Source organism: Arthrobacter sp. Y3221157 (assembly GCF_059089865.1).
Genome location: NZ_JBNHFD010000010.1, coordinates 32,997 through 45,220, shown reverse-complemented (window position 1 = coordinate 45,220; position 12,224 = coordinate 32,997). Strand labels below are relative to the sequence as shown.

Here is a 12,224-nt window from a genome sequence, read left to right as displayed (position 1 = left end):
CTAGGGCATCGTGTTCCTCCAGTGGTCCCGCCAATTGCCGTAGAGTTCGAACCTCAGGGTGGGCTCCTGCGCAGCGCGAACGATCGATGCCGCGACCGGAAATTCCGCGTCGCGGTGGACAAGCTTGCCACCGCTTTTATTCCCCGGCTGTGGACCGCTTTCTAGTCCTCTGCCAGCAGTCTCCTCAATCCTCGTGAACGCCGCCGATTGCATATCCCAGCGCATGCCGAGCGTGGCTTCTTGCTCCTGCACAAGTTGGAGGCCCGATGCCACGTGCGCGAAGTCAGTCTTCTCTTTCCGTAGTTTTGTCAGAGCCAGACGCGCGCGCTCATGTCGGTACCGAGGCGCCAGCGGTTTCACTCCTGGGTAGCCTGACCCTGGCAGGGCCGTCAGCAACAAGGACCATTCCACGAGGAGATCGAGACGCTTCGCCTCGATCTGAGAGCTAGTGCCGGTACTGCCATAGACATCTGCCACAGCACTCCAAAACAAAACGAAGTTCTTGAGCAACCCTTCAGCGTCAAGGGCATCAGTGAGTGCCGCTTGGTCGAGTTCGATGATGTCGAGTACAAGGGATTGGGGCAGAGTCTTGGACCCCTCATGCCCCAACTGCAAGAACCTGTCGACGCGAGCAGCCGTTGCGCTGAAGCACACAGTCCATTCACGGATGCCCAGCATCCTGGATACAACAGGCCGCTCCTCTTTACGCAACATGTTCTTATCCAGTTGAAGTACGGGGTGATATCTTGTTCGGTCATGGTTTCTCCTCCGGGTGACTTAAAGCGAAGCGCCCTTGGCGGATGCCAAGGGCGCGAATTCTGGAAAGACTATTCATTTATGGGCAGGCGGTTGGATGATAGACAGCTGATAAGACGTAGGTCAGGAATTGCAAAAGGCCCCCGGGATCCGGAGGCCTTCATTGCTTCCATTATCTTCTTTGCTGCGTTACCAAATCAAAAAGCGATGGTCTGAGCGGCTTTTAAAACGATCGCTCTGTTGGCAACTTGGACAAGGTGCTCATTGCACCGCGCTTCACCAGCTTACTAATTTGCTCCTGTCACGTATTGTGAGAGCGCTTCCGTTACACATGCAAATCGGGATCGCAGCCTACTAAATTGAACTCGCCCCGCCGGAAGCCAATGTACTGAGACTGACACAGCCGCTTTTACCTAAGGGGCCTCAGTCAACGGCTCGTCCTCTGAATCCGTTGACAGTGCGGCTGGTAGCGGTAACCCATACTTCTCGCACAGGAATCGGGTCTGGCAGTACCGTTGCGCATCAGCGGCCACATTGCCGAGGACCGCTGAGTTCATACCGGCACCAATGAGGATGCCCACGAACGGCACCACCTTGGCAACGTTTTGAACCGGCACTCTGGCGCCAGCCGGACCGAGGTGCTGCAGTAGCTTCTCGAGGGCGGCCAGCAGACGGTGGTCGGCGCGGAGTTTGTCGGACCACCGAACACGTCCATTGATCGCTTCGGCTGCGCGGGCGACGTCACGCAGGGGCTCGACCTTGGCAGCTTGCGCCATGAATGACCGGCGCACCAGGCGTTGGATGAATATCTGCTCATCGGGGTCTCTTGCGTCGTAGCCGTACGAGTACGCGATCCGCGCCGCAATCGACGTGCTCAGGACTTGGATGACGAGAATGTCCGCTGACATCGCAACAGGAATGCCGGCCACGGGAGTCAGGGCCAGCACACCCATCGTCCCACCTTCCAGTGCGCCAGCTGTCCGCCACGTGAGGGTGTTGAATTTCAGCAGCCGGTCGCACACCTTGAGGTCGTGTTGCCGCAGTTCGGTGAAACTGTTGAGCTCGAGACCTCGCTTGCGGGCAAGCTTTTCAACGCCCTCAGGGTCGTTGAGTTCCATAGCCCAGTCGTTGACCAATTCGAGAAGCGCTGCCGCGCCTTCGAGCGCTGGCCGCACCGCTGCGGTTCCGACAGCGTCGCCGGCACGGCGCATGGGCTCCTTGACCCGCTCCGGCACAGCTGCCGTCACCCTGTTCACGGCCTTTCCTGTTACCTCTCCGGTGCGCTCGAGCGCAGTGCTTGCCCAGTTCGGCAGGCCCCGGCGGTTGTTACGCCGCTGCCAGTGCTCGTTGAGCTTGTCCCACACTTGCCCCTCGTAGGCGCTCATCGGCGTCGCGCCGCCGACGAGCGGATCGGTAAATGTGCTCACTGAGGTTCTCCGTTTCGACTGTGGTCGCTGGATCCCATAATGCACCACGTGGTGCGACGCATGGGTAAGGCGCTGTGGTTCGCAAGAGGGTCTCCTTCCCCCCAAGGTTTGCAACTATCCCGAGATCTGAACCCGCGCCGCTTCCTGCAACAGCGGATCAGAGATCATTACGGTGGCAGCACCCGGCGCAATATCGAACGCAATGAAACCCCGAGACTTGTCCCCGGGCAGGACGTCACCTGAACCGAGCTGGTTGTCCGCGAACATGCTGATGTCGGCTTTACGTCCGTTTGCGTCCTTGGCCGAGAAGTACAGCGGGTTGGACGAGGTAGTGCCCTTCTCCGTTTCCCAGAGGACGTCCAGGAGCAGGTAGGTGCCGTTCTTCGGCGGGGTGGCAAACGCCGTCGTGCTCACGGCATCCGTCCGGACGGCGGAGATAATCGTAATCCTGGCAACGTTGCCGTTGCGCATGTCCACAGCGAACGGCGTTCCTACCGTCGGGGTGGCGGGCGCCGCCGGAGCAGGCGCAGGAGCGGACGACGCCGGTGCTGCCGCCGGCTGGACTGCCTCGGCCGAAGCAGCCGGGACACCAGTGCCGCCAGCGGTGCCGGTGTTGCCGCCGGAGCAGGAGCCCATGAGAATGCCGAGCAGCAGGACGCCCGCAGGGATAACGAAACGCTTCTTTTTGTAGAAGGCGCGCTTGGCCGGTGCCGGAGCTGCCGGCTGGGTGGGGAATGCAAAGTTCTGGTCAGTCATTGTGATGCCTTTCGAGAGTGCGTGCTGTGATGCGGAGGTTGTTACTGCTTTTCCCATTTGCCGCAGCGGGTTGAGTTGAAGTCCTGGCCGGCCGAGAGGGTGACCACGGGACGGCCGCCTCCCGGGATGTCATTTTCGATGATGTCGCCGCCGTTGCTGCCGCTGCGGTAGATACCCCAGTAGCAGGTGGAGCCCACGGCAGCCGCGGCACGGTAGGTGCCAGGTTCAATGTCGGTACCCACGGTCCAGGTTCCGTCGCTGACTGTGTTGGCGGCTTTGGCCTTTTCTGCTCCGGTGACAGCCTCTTCGCGGGCTTTCACCGCAGCTTCGGCAGTCTTGACCGCGGCGTCGGCTTTGCCCACCTCGGCCTCCCTGGCTGCGACTTTGGATTCGCGGGATGCCATTCCGTTTTCGAGGGTGTCGTACTTGCCCTTCAGTGAGGCATAGCTGGACAATGCGGCATCCCGCTCGGTCTCAACCGTGGACTTCTCGTCCGCCAGGGACTGGTACGCCTCGCTTGTTTTCGGGTCCGGCAGCATAGTCCCAACGGCCGTGCCGCCCGCGAAAAGTACGACGGCGGCGCCCGCCAGGAGGATCCGCTTCTTCCTTTTCGGTTTCGCTGCTGAAGCCGGCTGCTCGCCGGCGGGGCCGATAAAAACCTCCTCGATGGAGGCTTCCTGCGCCCAGGGATCCGGGCTGACGTGGCTGTGCGACATTTCTCTTCCTTTGTTCGTGGATTACCGCTAAACGGCGGCGGAATCCTGCTCCCCCAATGTGCGGTCTCCCGCCGCCGCCGCAGCTCCGGAAGATTCCTTCTTGGCTGCAGGACGAACCTATGGCCAGTCCGGGGTTGATCGACCAATGTTTGCTGATAACCCGGGTTATCAGCGCCGGAGCGGTAATGTCTGCCAGCGCCGCTAGGCTGAAGCCACCACTACCAACGAGGGGGAAGCATGGACACGGCCACCGGGGAACTGCGCATGTCGCTCGCCGACGTCGCCGCCCTGGCACAAGTGCAGCGCCCGGTTGTCTCCATGTGGCGCAAGCGGAGCGGCGGAGGACCGCTGCCGTTTCCGGCAGCCAAGGGAAACCACAACGGGGTGGAACTCTTCGACGCCGACGACGTCACCGCCTGGCTCCAGGCCACCGGCCGCGGCAACAACCCTGAGGCGCGGAACGACGTCGCTGTCTTTGCCCGGCTCGCCGCCCCGGCAGCTGGAGCTCCCCGGGACAGTCGGCAGACCTTCGATGGCCTCACCTCGCTCCTCGCCCTAAAGGTCATCACCGGGCAGACCCTCAGCCGAACCAGCACCGCCGAGCTGCTGGACTCCGCCGATGAGGCTGACCCGGACGACGTCTTCCTCTACTCCGAGCTGGAGGCCCTGGATACTGCACTGCCGGGCCTGGCACACTTCGCCGACCGGCTTGCAGACAGTGCGTTCAGCGCGCTGGCAGCGTTCGAGAAACTGCTCGCCCACCGCTTCAAGGCAGGGCTGCGGGAGCAATCGGACACTGCACTGACGGACGCTGCGCTCAAGCTTGTCAGCACCACAGCCCTGGAGCTCGCCGCAACCCTGGACCGGAAGCCACTGTTCGTAGACTCCACGCCGGGCGGCAGCGACGTGATGCTCAGCATCGTGCAGCAGTCCGGCGAATCAGGGCCCGTCACTTTCCTCGCAGCAGACCACGACGGCGGCGCCTCACGGTTTGCCCGCCGCCGCCTGGCAGTGCACGGCGCGGACAGCGCACCGGTCAAGATTGACGCCAAAGGCGCCTTCACCGTCAGTGGTCCCGCCGTGCATGTGGCCCAATATCCGGCTCCCGGCGATCCTGCACTGGACACCACTGGCATCCTGCTGGGCATCGAGAACATCGTCCTGCAGATGGACGACTCCCAGCGGGCGGTGGTCATTGCCCCTGCCCGAGTGCTGTGCGACGCCTTGCCGGGCGAGGCCGGGAACTTGCGCGCAGGTCTCCTGCGCTCCGGCCGGGTGCGCGCAATCGTCCGGCTCCAGCCGGGTCTTCTTCGCGCCAAGCCACGGGAACCGCAAGCTTTGTGGGTGCTGGGTCCGTCCTTCGCGGAAGTGCCCATCGCCGACCGCTGGACCATGGTGGCGGACCTGAGCACTAGGCCGCTCACCCTCGATGTGAGCCAGGACCTGATCAGCGACGCCGTCGCCTCCATGGGCAGCCGCGCCACCATCCGTGCCCACTCCTTCCGGTTCGCCCGTCTGGTGCAGACGCGCATACTGCTGGCCAGCCACGGATCGCTTGTCGGCGTCCCGCCGGCCAAAAGTACGACGGCGGCGCGCGGCATTGAGACAGCGCTGCGGATCGAGGAACTCGTCCGGGTCCTCTCCGCCGGGGCGGCCGAGCCGCCTGCACTGCCGGCGGTCCAGCCCGCGGCGGCCGGCGCCCCACTCCAGCCCGCAACGGTCCAGGAGCTTATGAATACCGGCAACCTCAGGTATGTGAACCCGACGGTCGTGGTCATCACTGACAGGAACGAGCTCGACGGCCAGCTGTTCGAAGGCTTCGACCGGAGCCTGCTGCTCGCCGAATCGCCCAAGCAGATCAGGAAACGCTCCGAACTGCGCGACGAGCTGAGCAACCGGACAACTGGCGGTATTTATTTCACCACCCTGCAGAAGTTCGGCCGCAGCAAATCGGAGAAGGACGCTGGCGCCGACCACCCGCTACTGTCCGACCGGCGCAACATCATCGTGGTGGTGGACGAGGCCCACCGCTCCCACTACGACGATCTGGACGGCTACGCCCGGCACCTGCGCGATGCGCTCCCCCACGCAACACTGATCGCCTTCACCGGTACCCCGATCTCCTTTGACGACCGGAACACCCAGGACGTCTTCGGCGAATACATCGACATCTACGACCTGTCCCGGGCAGTGGAGGACGGTGCAACCGTACCCGTGTACTTCGAGCCGCGGCTGATCAAGGTGGGGCTTTCCGAAGGGGTCACGGAAGAGGACCTGGACAAGTCCGCCGATGAACTGACCCTGGGGCTCGACGATACGGAACGTGCGCGCATCGAGGCGAGTGTCGCCGTCGTCAACGCCGTTTATGGTGCGCCGCAGCGCATCGCCGCGCTGGCCGAGGACCTGGTGGCGCACTGGGAGAACCGGCGCGAGCGGATGGGCAAGTTCATCGAGGCGCCGGGCAAGGCGATGATCGTGGGCGGGACGCGCGAGATCTGCGCGAAGCTGTACGCCGCAATTGTGGAACTGCGCCCGGACTGGCATTCGGACGACCTGTCAAAGGGCAAGATCAAAGTGGTGTACTCGGGTGACGCCACCGATGTGCCGCCGGTGTCCGGCCATGTACGCCGGGAGTCCCTGAATGCCCAGGTGAAGGAGCGGCTCAAGAACGTTGACGACGAGTTGGAACTGGTGATCGTCAAGGACATGATGCTCACCGGTTTCGATTCTCCCCCGCTGCACACCCTGTACCTGGACCGGCCGCTTAAGGGCGCGCTGCTGATGCAGACGCTGGCGCGGGTGAACCGCACGTTCCGAGGAAAAGAAGACGGCCTGCTGGTGGCGTACGCACCACTGGCGGAGAACCTGTCCAAGGCACTCAGCGAGTACACCAAATCAGACCAGACGAACAAGCCCGTGGGCAAGAACATCGAAGAGGCCATCGGCCTGACGGTGTCCCTGGTGGAGAACCTGCGCACCCTTCTGGCCGGATATGACTGGAAGTCCGTGCTGATGAAGGGCGGGCCGAAGTCATTCCTGAACGCCGTGACTGGTGCTGTCAGCTATTTGCGCAATCCGGGTACGTCAGGCAATCAGCCAGCAAATGGCGAAGAATCACTGGCTTCAAAGTACCGCAGGTTTTCTGGACAGCTGTCCCGGGCCTGGGCGCTGTGCTCCGGTTCCGAGACGCTGGCGGAGCTACGGCCGGAGATCCAGGTTTACGAGGAGATCCGCGTATGGATGGCGAAGTACGACGCCGCCGACCGCCAAGCAAGTGGGGAACCTGTACCGGAAGAGATCCAACGGTTGCTAGGGAACCTGATCGCTTCCGCCACTTCGTCGGGCGAGGTGATGGACATCTACGACGCCGCCGGCATGCCCAAGCCGTCCCTGGATGACCTGACACCCGAGTTTATTGCCAAGACGCAGAAGGCACGGAACCCGCAGCTGGCCATCGAGGCGCTGCGGAAACTGATTGCCGATGAATCTGCATCTTCCACCCGGAACAACGTGATTCGTCAGCGGGCATTTTCGGAGCGGATCACCGAGCTGATGAAGAAGTACACGAACCAGCAGCTGACGTCGGCTGAGGTGATCGCGGAGCTGGTGGAGTTGGCGCGCGAAGTGGCTGCCGAAGGTAAGCGTGGGGAGCAGTTCACTCCCCCGTTGAACTCCGATGAACTGGCTTTTTACGACGCTGTGGCCCAGAACGAGTCTGCGGTGGAAGTCCAGGGGGAAGGCGTCCTGGCTGACATTGCACGCGAGCTCGTCTCGGTAATGCGGCGGGACGTGCGAACGGACTGGACCGTCCGCGACGACGTTCGGGCAAAGCTTCGCTCCTCCATCAAACGCCTCCTGGTCCGGTTTGGTTACCCGCCGGACAAGCAGCCCGAGGCCATCAAGCTAGTGATGGAGCAGATGGAGTCAATGGCTCCACGGTTTGCTGAAGCACGTCTTTAGCCATTAGGTCTTCTGTCAGCAGGCAGCAGTAACAAACACGAAAATGGGGAAATCATGTCGTCATACGAATCATCTACAGGTTTTGGCGGGCCCGCAGTGCCGCCAGCACCTCAGCCCGCGCCACACGTAAGCATGGGCAAAAAGAATAGCCGGTTTGGCACCTTTGCCAGGGCAGCAGGACCGATCCAACTGGCTCGGATTATTCTGGGCGCAGTGCTTGGACTGTTGTTCATCCTGACCTGGCTCGGCACCGGTCCTGCCGTTGTTGATGCGGGCAGCCCATCCGACTGGAAGTCAGAGCTCGCCGCCGCCGGCGTAAAAAACGATGTCAACAACGGGGAAACCAAGGGGGCTCCGCAGCAGTCGGTGGTTAATGGCTGGTACGCCAACGACATCGCTGCAGTTATGGCTTCACAAAATACCTACATCGCCGCCAGTTCTGCCCGGAATGGAACTCTTTTGACGCTAGTCGGCCTAGGGGTTGCGGGCGACCTGATCCTCCGAGGACTGGAGCGTACCCGCCGGTCTGCGGCGATTACCGGGAATTCACAGCGGATCCACAACGTCCAATGATCAAACGTCTTTCGATAGCGCTTGTTGGGGTGATCGCGTTGGGGCTCGCAGGCTTGGGGGTGGCAAGTATCCTTGGCTACTCCCCCTTACAAGTCCAGCAGGTTGACCGCAGCCAGCCCTCACTGCTGAAATCAGTCAAAGACATCAGCCAATATCACGCAGCGGTGGGCAACTTCGAGGTGGTGCTTGACGTCGAGGACGACATTCCCGGGATTCCGGCCCTTCTTGCAGGGCGTCGAACGCTCTTTGTCGCTGCCGGTACCGTCAACACGTATGTCGACCTGTCCGGTTTTGCCGAGAAAGACCTCACATTGTCCGCCGACTGCAAGTCGGCAACGGTGCACCTACCTGAGGCACAGCTCGACAAGCCGAATTTGGACCACGACCGATCCTATGTTTTCAGCCAGGATCGTGGTGTAGTCGACGCGATCGCGGATGCAATCGAACCTCCTCAACAGGCGCAATTCTTCAAACTCGCCGAGACGACGATGACCAAGGCTGCAGAGGAGTCGGAGCTTCGCAAGCAAGCGAGTGAGAACACCAAGGTTATGCTGACCGGCATGTTCAGCTCGCTCGGAATCCAAGCCACGTTCCTTTGATAAACGAATGACCCCGCACGCCAAAAGGCGGGCGGGGTCACGTGGGGCTTACACCCTACGCCAGCATGCAACTTAGAACTTGCCCTTCCCCGAGCTTCGCTCTTGGACCATCGCAATGTTGCCTATTACTGGTCCTTGTCCGCTGCTCTGGCTGATGCCGCCCGGCGTATAGCTTCCGCATACGGTCGGTCCTCTTCCTTCTTGGCGTTGTCAAGCTCCTCGAACGGTACCAAGGCACTGTGGGAAGGATCCGCCTCTGACATCCAGACGGACCACGCATCATGTACATCGTTAAGAGAGACGCTCGATCCCTTTACCAGTGCAAGGAGGGCGTACAGGCGATAGAGCTCTGGCGCACGAGCCGACGGTCGCGAAGCTTCGTCCAATTCTGACTCAATTTGCCTCGCCATGTGTTCGATATAGTTCATAACCAGACCATAACCGCCATTACGGCATTAAGCAGCAGGAAGAGAAGTGGGACGAGTCTTTCGACTGTGCCCAGCTCAGCATAGCGTTCCCGCCAACCTTGCACTTTGTCACCTTTGAGCGAATTCCATTCGCTGGTGAACGGCCTAACGCTAAAATGGTGGGCTTCCATTTCATTGATTACCTGAAATTTTGCTCGGTTCAGATCCCTATAACTCCGCAGTTGTAGCCACCATGTGATACTGACGATCACTCCCACAATGGCTAATAGGAAATTTCGCAGTGGATCGACATTGCTGCCGTCCCCCACGCTTTGGAACAGTGCTGGAACGCCCAAGATCAGAGTCTGTAGTGTCAGGTAGAACTGGTTAGCCTGACCACGCCTGGCGGAGACCCGGTCCGCCATTTCCACTGCCGTCTTATACAACTCGCGAACATCACCACCGGCTTCTGACATCAATGCTGACTATCTGAAGTGGCAGCAACGATCCGACGGGTGGACGGTGCCCTGAACATCGGGATCACGCGTTTTTACCCTCATTCATCATCTGCCGAACGGCAGCTGCAATGTCCACCCATTTCCAATTGATTACTCGATTACGGGCCAATCCACTTGGTAGTGCCGTGCTAACTCCAGCCCCATCCACGTAAACGCCAAAAGTAGGCACGTTGCTTGCCTTAGCCATGGCGATCTCTTTCACCACGCCCGCGGCGCCAGACGTGTTCTGGCCAACAAGGACGATACACATGTGCGTTGCATTGATTTTCTGCGCGATCAACCGCTCCCACTGTGCTTGGGGCAAGGGCGTCTTGCTCGACCAGTCTTCTACCGTGAATGGAGTGGGTGAATCGCTACGGGCCTGGCCAGCAAACAAGATTCGCTCGACCTGGTTATGGTCGAAGTCGAAACTGACAAACGCGCGGGGTTCAGCCAAAGCAGGGCTCCTAAATAGGACGAAAACTTAATACGAGGGAAACCGGCAGCAAAGCGTGAATGACAACCGCTGGCCACCGACCCCCCCGGACGTCGGTAAATCTCTCGAATGAGGTGATCCGGTCACCGCATGAAAAAGTTAGGACGAAAAATCCATCCAACCGACCAAGATAGTAGCAATGTGGCACATTATTGCCGCCCGCCGACTAACTTGTTTGTGTGCCACGAGGGCTGTCATTCACCACTAAGCAAAACGAAGAATGGAGCCTCGCTTTGCCCTACAGATGTAGGAGGGGAAATCTCAAGGATCTAGAAGTCCCAGTCCTCGTCTTCGGTGTTGACGGCCTTGCCGATCACGTACGACGAACCCGACCCGGAGAAGAAGTCGTGGTTCTCGTCAGCGTTCGGGGACAGGGCCGAGAGGATAGCCGGGTTCACGTCCGTGACGGAGGACGGGAACATCGCCTCGTAGCCCAAGTTCATGAGGGCCTTGTTGGCGTTGTAGTGCAGGAACTTCTTGACGTCCTCGGCCAGGCCAACGCCGTCGTAGAGGTCATGCGTGTACTGGACCTCGTTCTCGTACAGCTCAAAGAGCAGCTCGAACGTGTAGTCCTTGATCTCCTGGCGGCGCTCCTCGGACAGAGTCTCCAGTCCGCGCTGGAACTTGTAGCCGATGTAGTAGCCGTGCACGGCCTCGTCACGGATGATCAGGCGGATCAGGTCAGCGGTGTTCGTGAGCTTGGCGCGCGAGGACCAGTACATGGGCAGGTAGAAGCCCGAGTAGAACAGGAAGCTCTCCAGCAGCGTGGAGGCCACCTTGCGCTTCAGGGGATCGTCGCCCTGGTAGTAGTCCATGACGATCTGGGCCTTCTTCTGAAGGTTCTCGTTCTCGGTGGACCAGCGGAACGCCTCGTCAATCTCCTTGGTGGAGGCCAGCGTGGAGAAGATGGAGGAGTAGCTCTTGGCGTGCACAGACTCCATGAATGCGATGTTCGTGTAGACGGCTTCCTCATGCGGGGTCAGCGCATCCGGAATGAGGGAGACGGCGCCCACCGTGCCCTGGATGGTGTCCAGCAGGGTCAGGCCGGTGAAGACGCGCATGGTGAGCTGCTGCTCGGCCGGCGTCAGCGTGTTCCAGGACTGCACGTCGTTGGACAGCGGCACCTTCTCCGGCAGCCAGAAGTTGTTGACCAGCCGGTTCCAGACGTCCACGTCCTTGTCGTCCTGGATGCGGTTCCAGTTAATGGCCTCGACGTGGCTGAGGAGCTTTACTTTCTCGGTCATGACTCCGACTCGCTTTCTGAAGAGAGACTTGGTTTGGCTGAGTCCTCGACGCAGTACTTGCAGTCGGCTTTCTCGATGCCTTTGTTGGTGTGATGTCTGGTGTGGGCACTGCGCTGGCTGGCAGGCTGGGGCTTGCCCTTTAGAGCAGCCGACAACTTCGCGCGAGTCTCCTCGCTTGGGCTCTTGCCAAAATTAGGATTTCCAGCGCCCTTCCTGGCATCGGATAGTGCTTTACGGGATTCTTCGCTCATTGTATGGCCGAATCCGGGGTGGTCTGCACCGAACTTCCCATAGTTTGGGTTGTCCGCCCCGGTATTCGTCCCCTTGCGGCTGATTTCCCACTTCTTGCGCTGCTCTTGACTGTGCCTTCTGCCGTAGAAAGGATTTGCAGAACCTGGGCGGCTCAGCCCCTTCCGGCCGGTGCCGCGGAGACTCGCAGCTTGGCGCATTTCCTCCGTCCACACCTGGCCGGTTGGGCCAAGGCCCCCGTCCGAGAGGTTCAACAGTCGATCACCTTCGCGGCGCAAGTAGCTGATCCATGCCGACTCCGCCTCGCCGAGCTCCTGCAGGCCCTCAATCCAGTCCAGCTCATCCGCTATGAGATCTTCAGGGTTCTGCTTGCGGACCCAGTCGTAGAACGGGGTCTTGCGTCCCTCGGCAGCCACCCGGAGGTGCTGATGGAAACGACGGCTGGCCGTCTTCGTGGTGATGCCGACGTAGCGGTACTCAACGTCCCGCCGAAGCCGGATGCCATAGACTAGGCCGCCTGTCGCCGTCGTCGTTTCCATCGCTC

Annotated in this window: 12 protein-coding genes; 3 read left to right on the top strand and 9 right to left on the bottom strand. The window is 60.7% G+C overall.

Annotation, left to right across the window (positions count from 1 at the left end):
- The 4 genes from AC5RTT_RS05185 to AC5RTT_RS05170 form a co-directional block, all read right to left on the bottom strand.
- A complete protein-coding gene (locus tag AC5RTT_RS05185) occupies window positions 1-714 on the bottom strand; it encodes a hypothetical protein (protein ID WP_494144293.1) in 714 nt (237 codons plus the stop codon).
- 455 nt (window positions 715-1,169) lie between these two features.
- Window positions 1,170-2,183 (bottom strand): EcsC family protein, encoded by a 1,014-nt coding sequence (locus AC5RTT_RS05180; RefSeq protein ID WP_494144292.1) that lies wholly within the window; start codon window positions 2,181-2,183, stop codon window positions 1,170-1,172.
- A gap of 114 nt (window positions 2,184-2,297) precedes the next feature.
- Entirely contained in the window at window positions 2,298-2,939 is a 642-nt protein-coding gene (locus AC5RTT_RS05175) for a DUF4352 domain-containing protein (protein ID WP_494144291.1), read from the bottom strand.
- Window positions 2,940-2,980: 41 nt separating this feature from the next.
- Window positions 2,981-3,655 (bottom strand): Rv1352/Rv1906c domain-containing protein, encoded by a 675-nt coding sequence (locus tag AC5RTT_RS05170; RefSeq protein ID WP_494144290.1) that lies wholly within the window; start codon window positions 3,653-3,655, stop codon window positions 2,981-2,983.
- Window positions 3,656-3,892: 237 nt separating this feature from the next.
- Between AC5RTT_RS05170 and AC5RTT_RS05165 the strand changes: the two genes are divergently transcribed.
- From AC5RTT_RS05165 to AC5RTT_RS05155, 3 genes are all read left to right on the top strand, one after another.
- On the top strand, window positions 3,893-7,615 hold the full coding sequence (locus AC5RTT_RS05165; protein ID WP_494144289.1) for a type I restriction endonuclease subunit R: 3,723 nt from the start codon (window positions 3,893-3,895) through the stop codon (window positions 7,613-7,615).
- A 132-nt stretch (window positions 7,616-7,747) separates the two neighbouring features.
- Entirely contained in the window at window positions 7,748-8,188 is a 441-nt protein-coding gene (locus tag AC5RTT_RS05160) for a hypothetical protein (RefSeq protein WP_494144288.1), read from the top strand.
- Complete coding sequence (locus AC5RTT_RS05155) at window positions 8,185-8,787, top strand: DUF4230 domain-containing protein (RefSeq protein WP_494144287.1); 603 nt, start codon at window positions 8,185-8,187, stop codon at window positions 8,785-8,787. The genes AC5RTT_RS05160 and AC5RTT_RS05155 overlap by 4 nt, the downstream gene beginning before the upstream one ends.
- 125 nt (window positions 8,788-8,912) lie before the next feature.
- Here AC5RTT_RS05155 and AC5RTT_RS05150 read toward each other — a convergent pair whose 3' ends face one another.
- The 5 genes from AC5RTT_RS05150 to AC5RTT_RS05130 form a co-directional block, all read right to left on the bottom strand.
- On the bottom strand, window positions 8,913-9,215 hold the full coding sequence (locus tag AC5RTT_RS05150) for a DUF7701 domain-containing protein (RefSeq protein ID WP_494144286.1): 303 nt from the start codon (window positions 9,213-9,215) through the stop codon (window positions 8,913-8,915).
- The gene (locus AC5RTT_RS05145; protein ID WP_494144285.1) at window positions 9,212-9,670 is read right to left on the bottom strand and encodes a RipA family octameric membrane protein; all 459 of its coding nucleotides are present in this window, start codon (window positions 9,668-9,670) and stop codon (window positions 9,212-9,214) included. Before AC5RTT_RS05145 ends, AC5RTT_RS05150 begins: the two co-directional genes overlap by 4 nt.
- Window positions 9,671-9,734: 64 nt before the next feature.
- Window positions 9,735-10,148 (bottom strand): TIR domain-containing protein, encoded by a 414-nt coding sequence (locus tag AC5RTT_RS05140; protein ID WP_494144284.1) that lies wholly within the window; start codon window positions 10,146-10,148, stop codon window positions 9,735-9,737.
- A gap of 308 nt (window positions 10,149-10,456) precedes the next feature.
- On the bottom strand, window positions 10,457-11,431 hold the full coding sequence (gene nrdF, locus AC5RTT_RS05135) for a class 1b ribonucleoside-diphosphate reductase subunit beta (protein ID WP_494144283.1): 975 nt from the start codon (window positions 11,429-11,431) through the stop codon (window positions 10,457-10,459).
- Window positions 11,428-12,219: an NUMOD3 domain-containing DNA-binding protein gene (locus AC5RTT_RS05130; protein WP_494144282.1), complete on the bottom strand. Its 792-nt coding sequence runs from the start codon at window positions 12,217-12,219 to the stop codon at window positions 11,428-11,430. The genes nrdF and AC5RTT_RS05130 overlap by 4 nt, the downstream gene beginning before the upstream one ends.
- Window positions 12,220-12,224: the final 5 nt, after the last annotated feature.

Coding starts and splice junctions, on each gene's coding strand:
- AC5RTT_RS05155 (WP_494144287.1), top strand. CDS start 8,185: ATGATCAAACGTCTTTCGATAGCGCTTGTTGGGGTGATCGCGTTGGGG.
- nrdF (WP_494144283.1), bottom strand. CDS start 11,431: ATGACCGAGAAAGTAAAGCTCCTCAGCCACGTCGAGGCCATTAACTGG.
- AC5RTT_RS05165 (WP_494144289.1), top strand. CDS start 3,893: ATGGACACGGCCACCGGGGAACTGCGCATGTCGCTCGCCGACGTCGCC.
- AC5RTT_RS05130 (WP_494144282.1), bottom strand. CDS start 12,219: ATGGAAACGACGACGGCGACAGGCGGCCTAGTCTATGGCATCCGGCTT.
- AC5RTT_RS05150 (WP_494144286.1), bottom strand. CDS start 9,215: ATGAACTATATCGAACACATGGCGAGGCAAATTGAGTCAGAATTGGAC.
- AC5RTT_RS05185 (WP_494144293.1), bottom strand. CDS start 714: ATGTTGCGTAAAGAGGAGCGGCCTGTTGTATCCAGGATGCTGGGCATC.
- AC5RTT_RS05170 (WP_494144290.1), bottom strand. CDS start 3,655: ATGTCGCACAGCCACGTCAGCCCGGATCCCTGGGCGCAGGAAGCCTCC.
- AC5RTT_RS05145 (WP_494144285.1), bottom strand. CDS start 9,670: ATGTCAGAAGCCGGTGGTGATGTTCGCGAGTTGTATAAGACGGCAGTG.
- AC5RTT_RS05160 (WP_494144288.1), top strand. CDS start 7,748: ATGGGCAAAAAGAATAGCCGGTTTGGCACCTTTGCCAGGGCAGCAGGA.
- AC5RTT_RS05175 (WP_494144291.1), bottom strand. CDS start 2,939: ATGACTGACCAGAACTTTGCATTCCCCACCCAGCCGGCAGCTCCGGCA.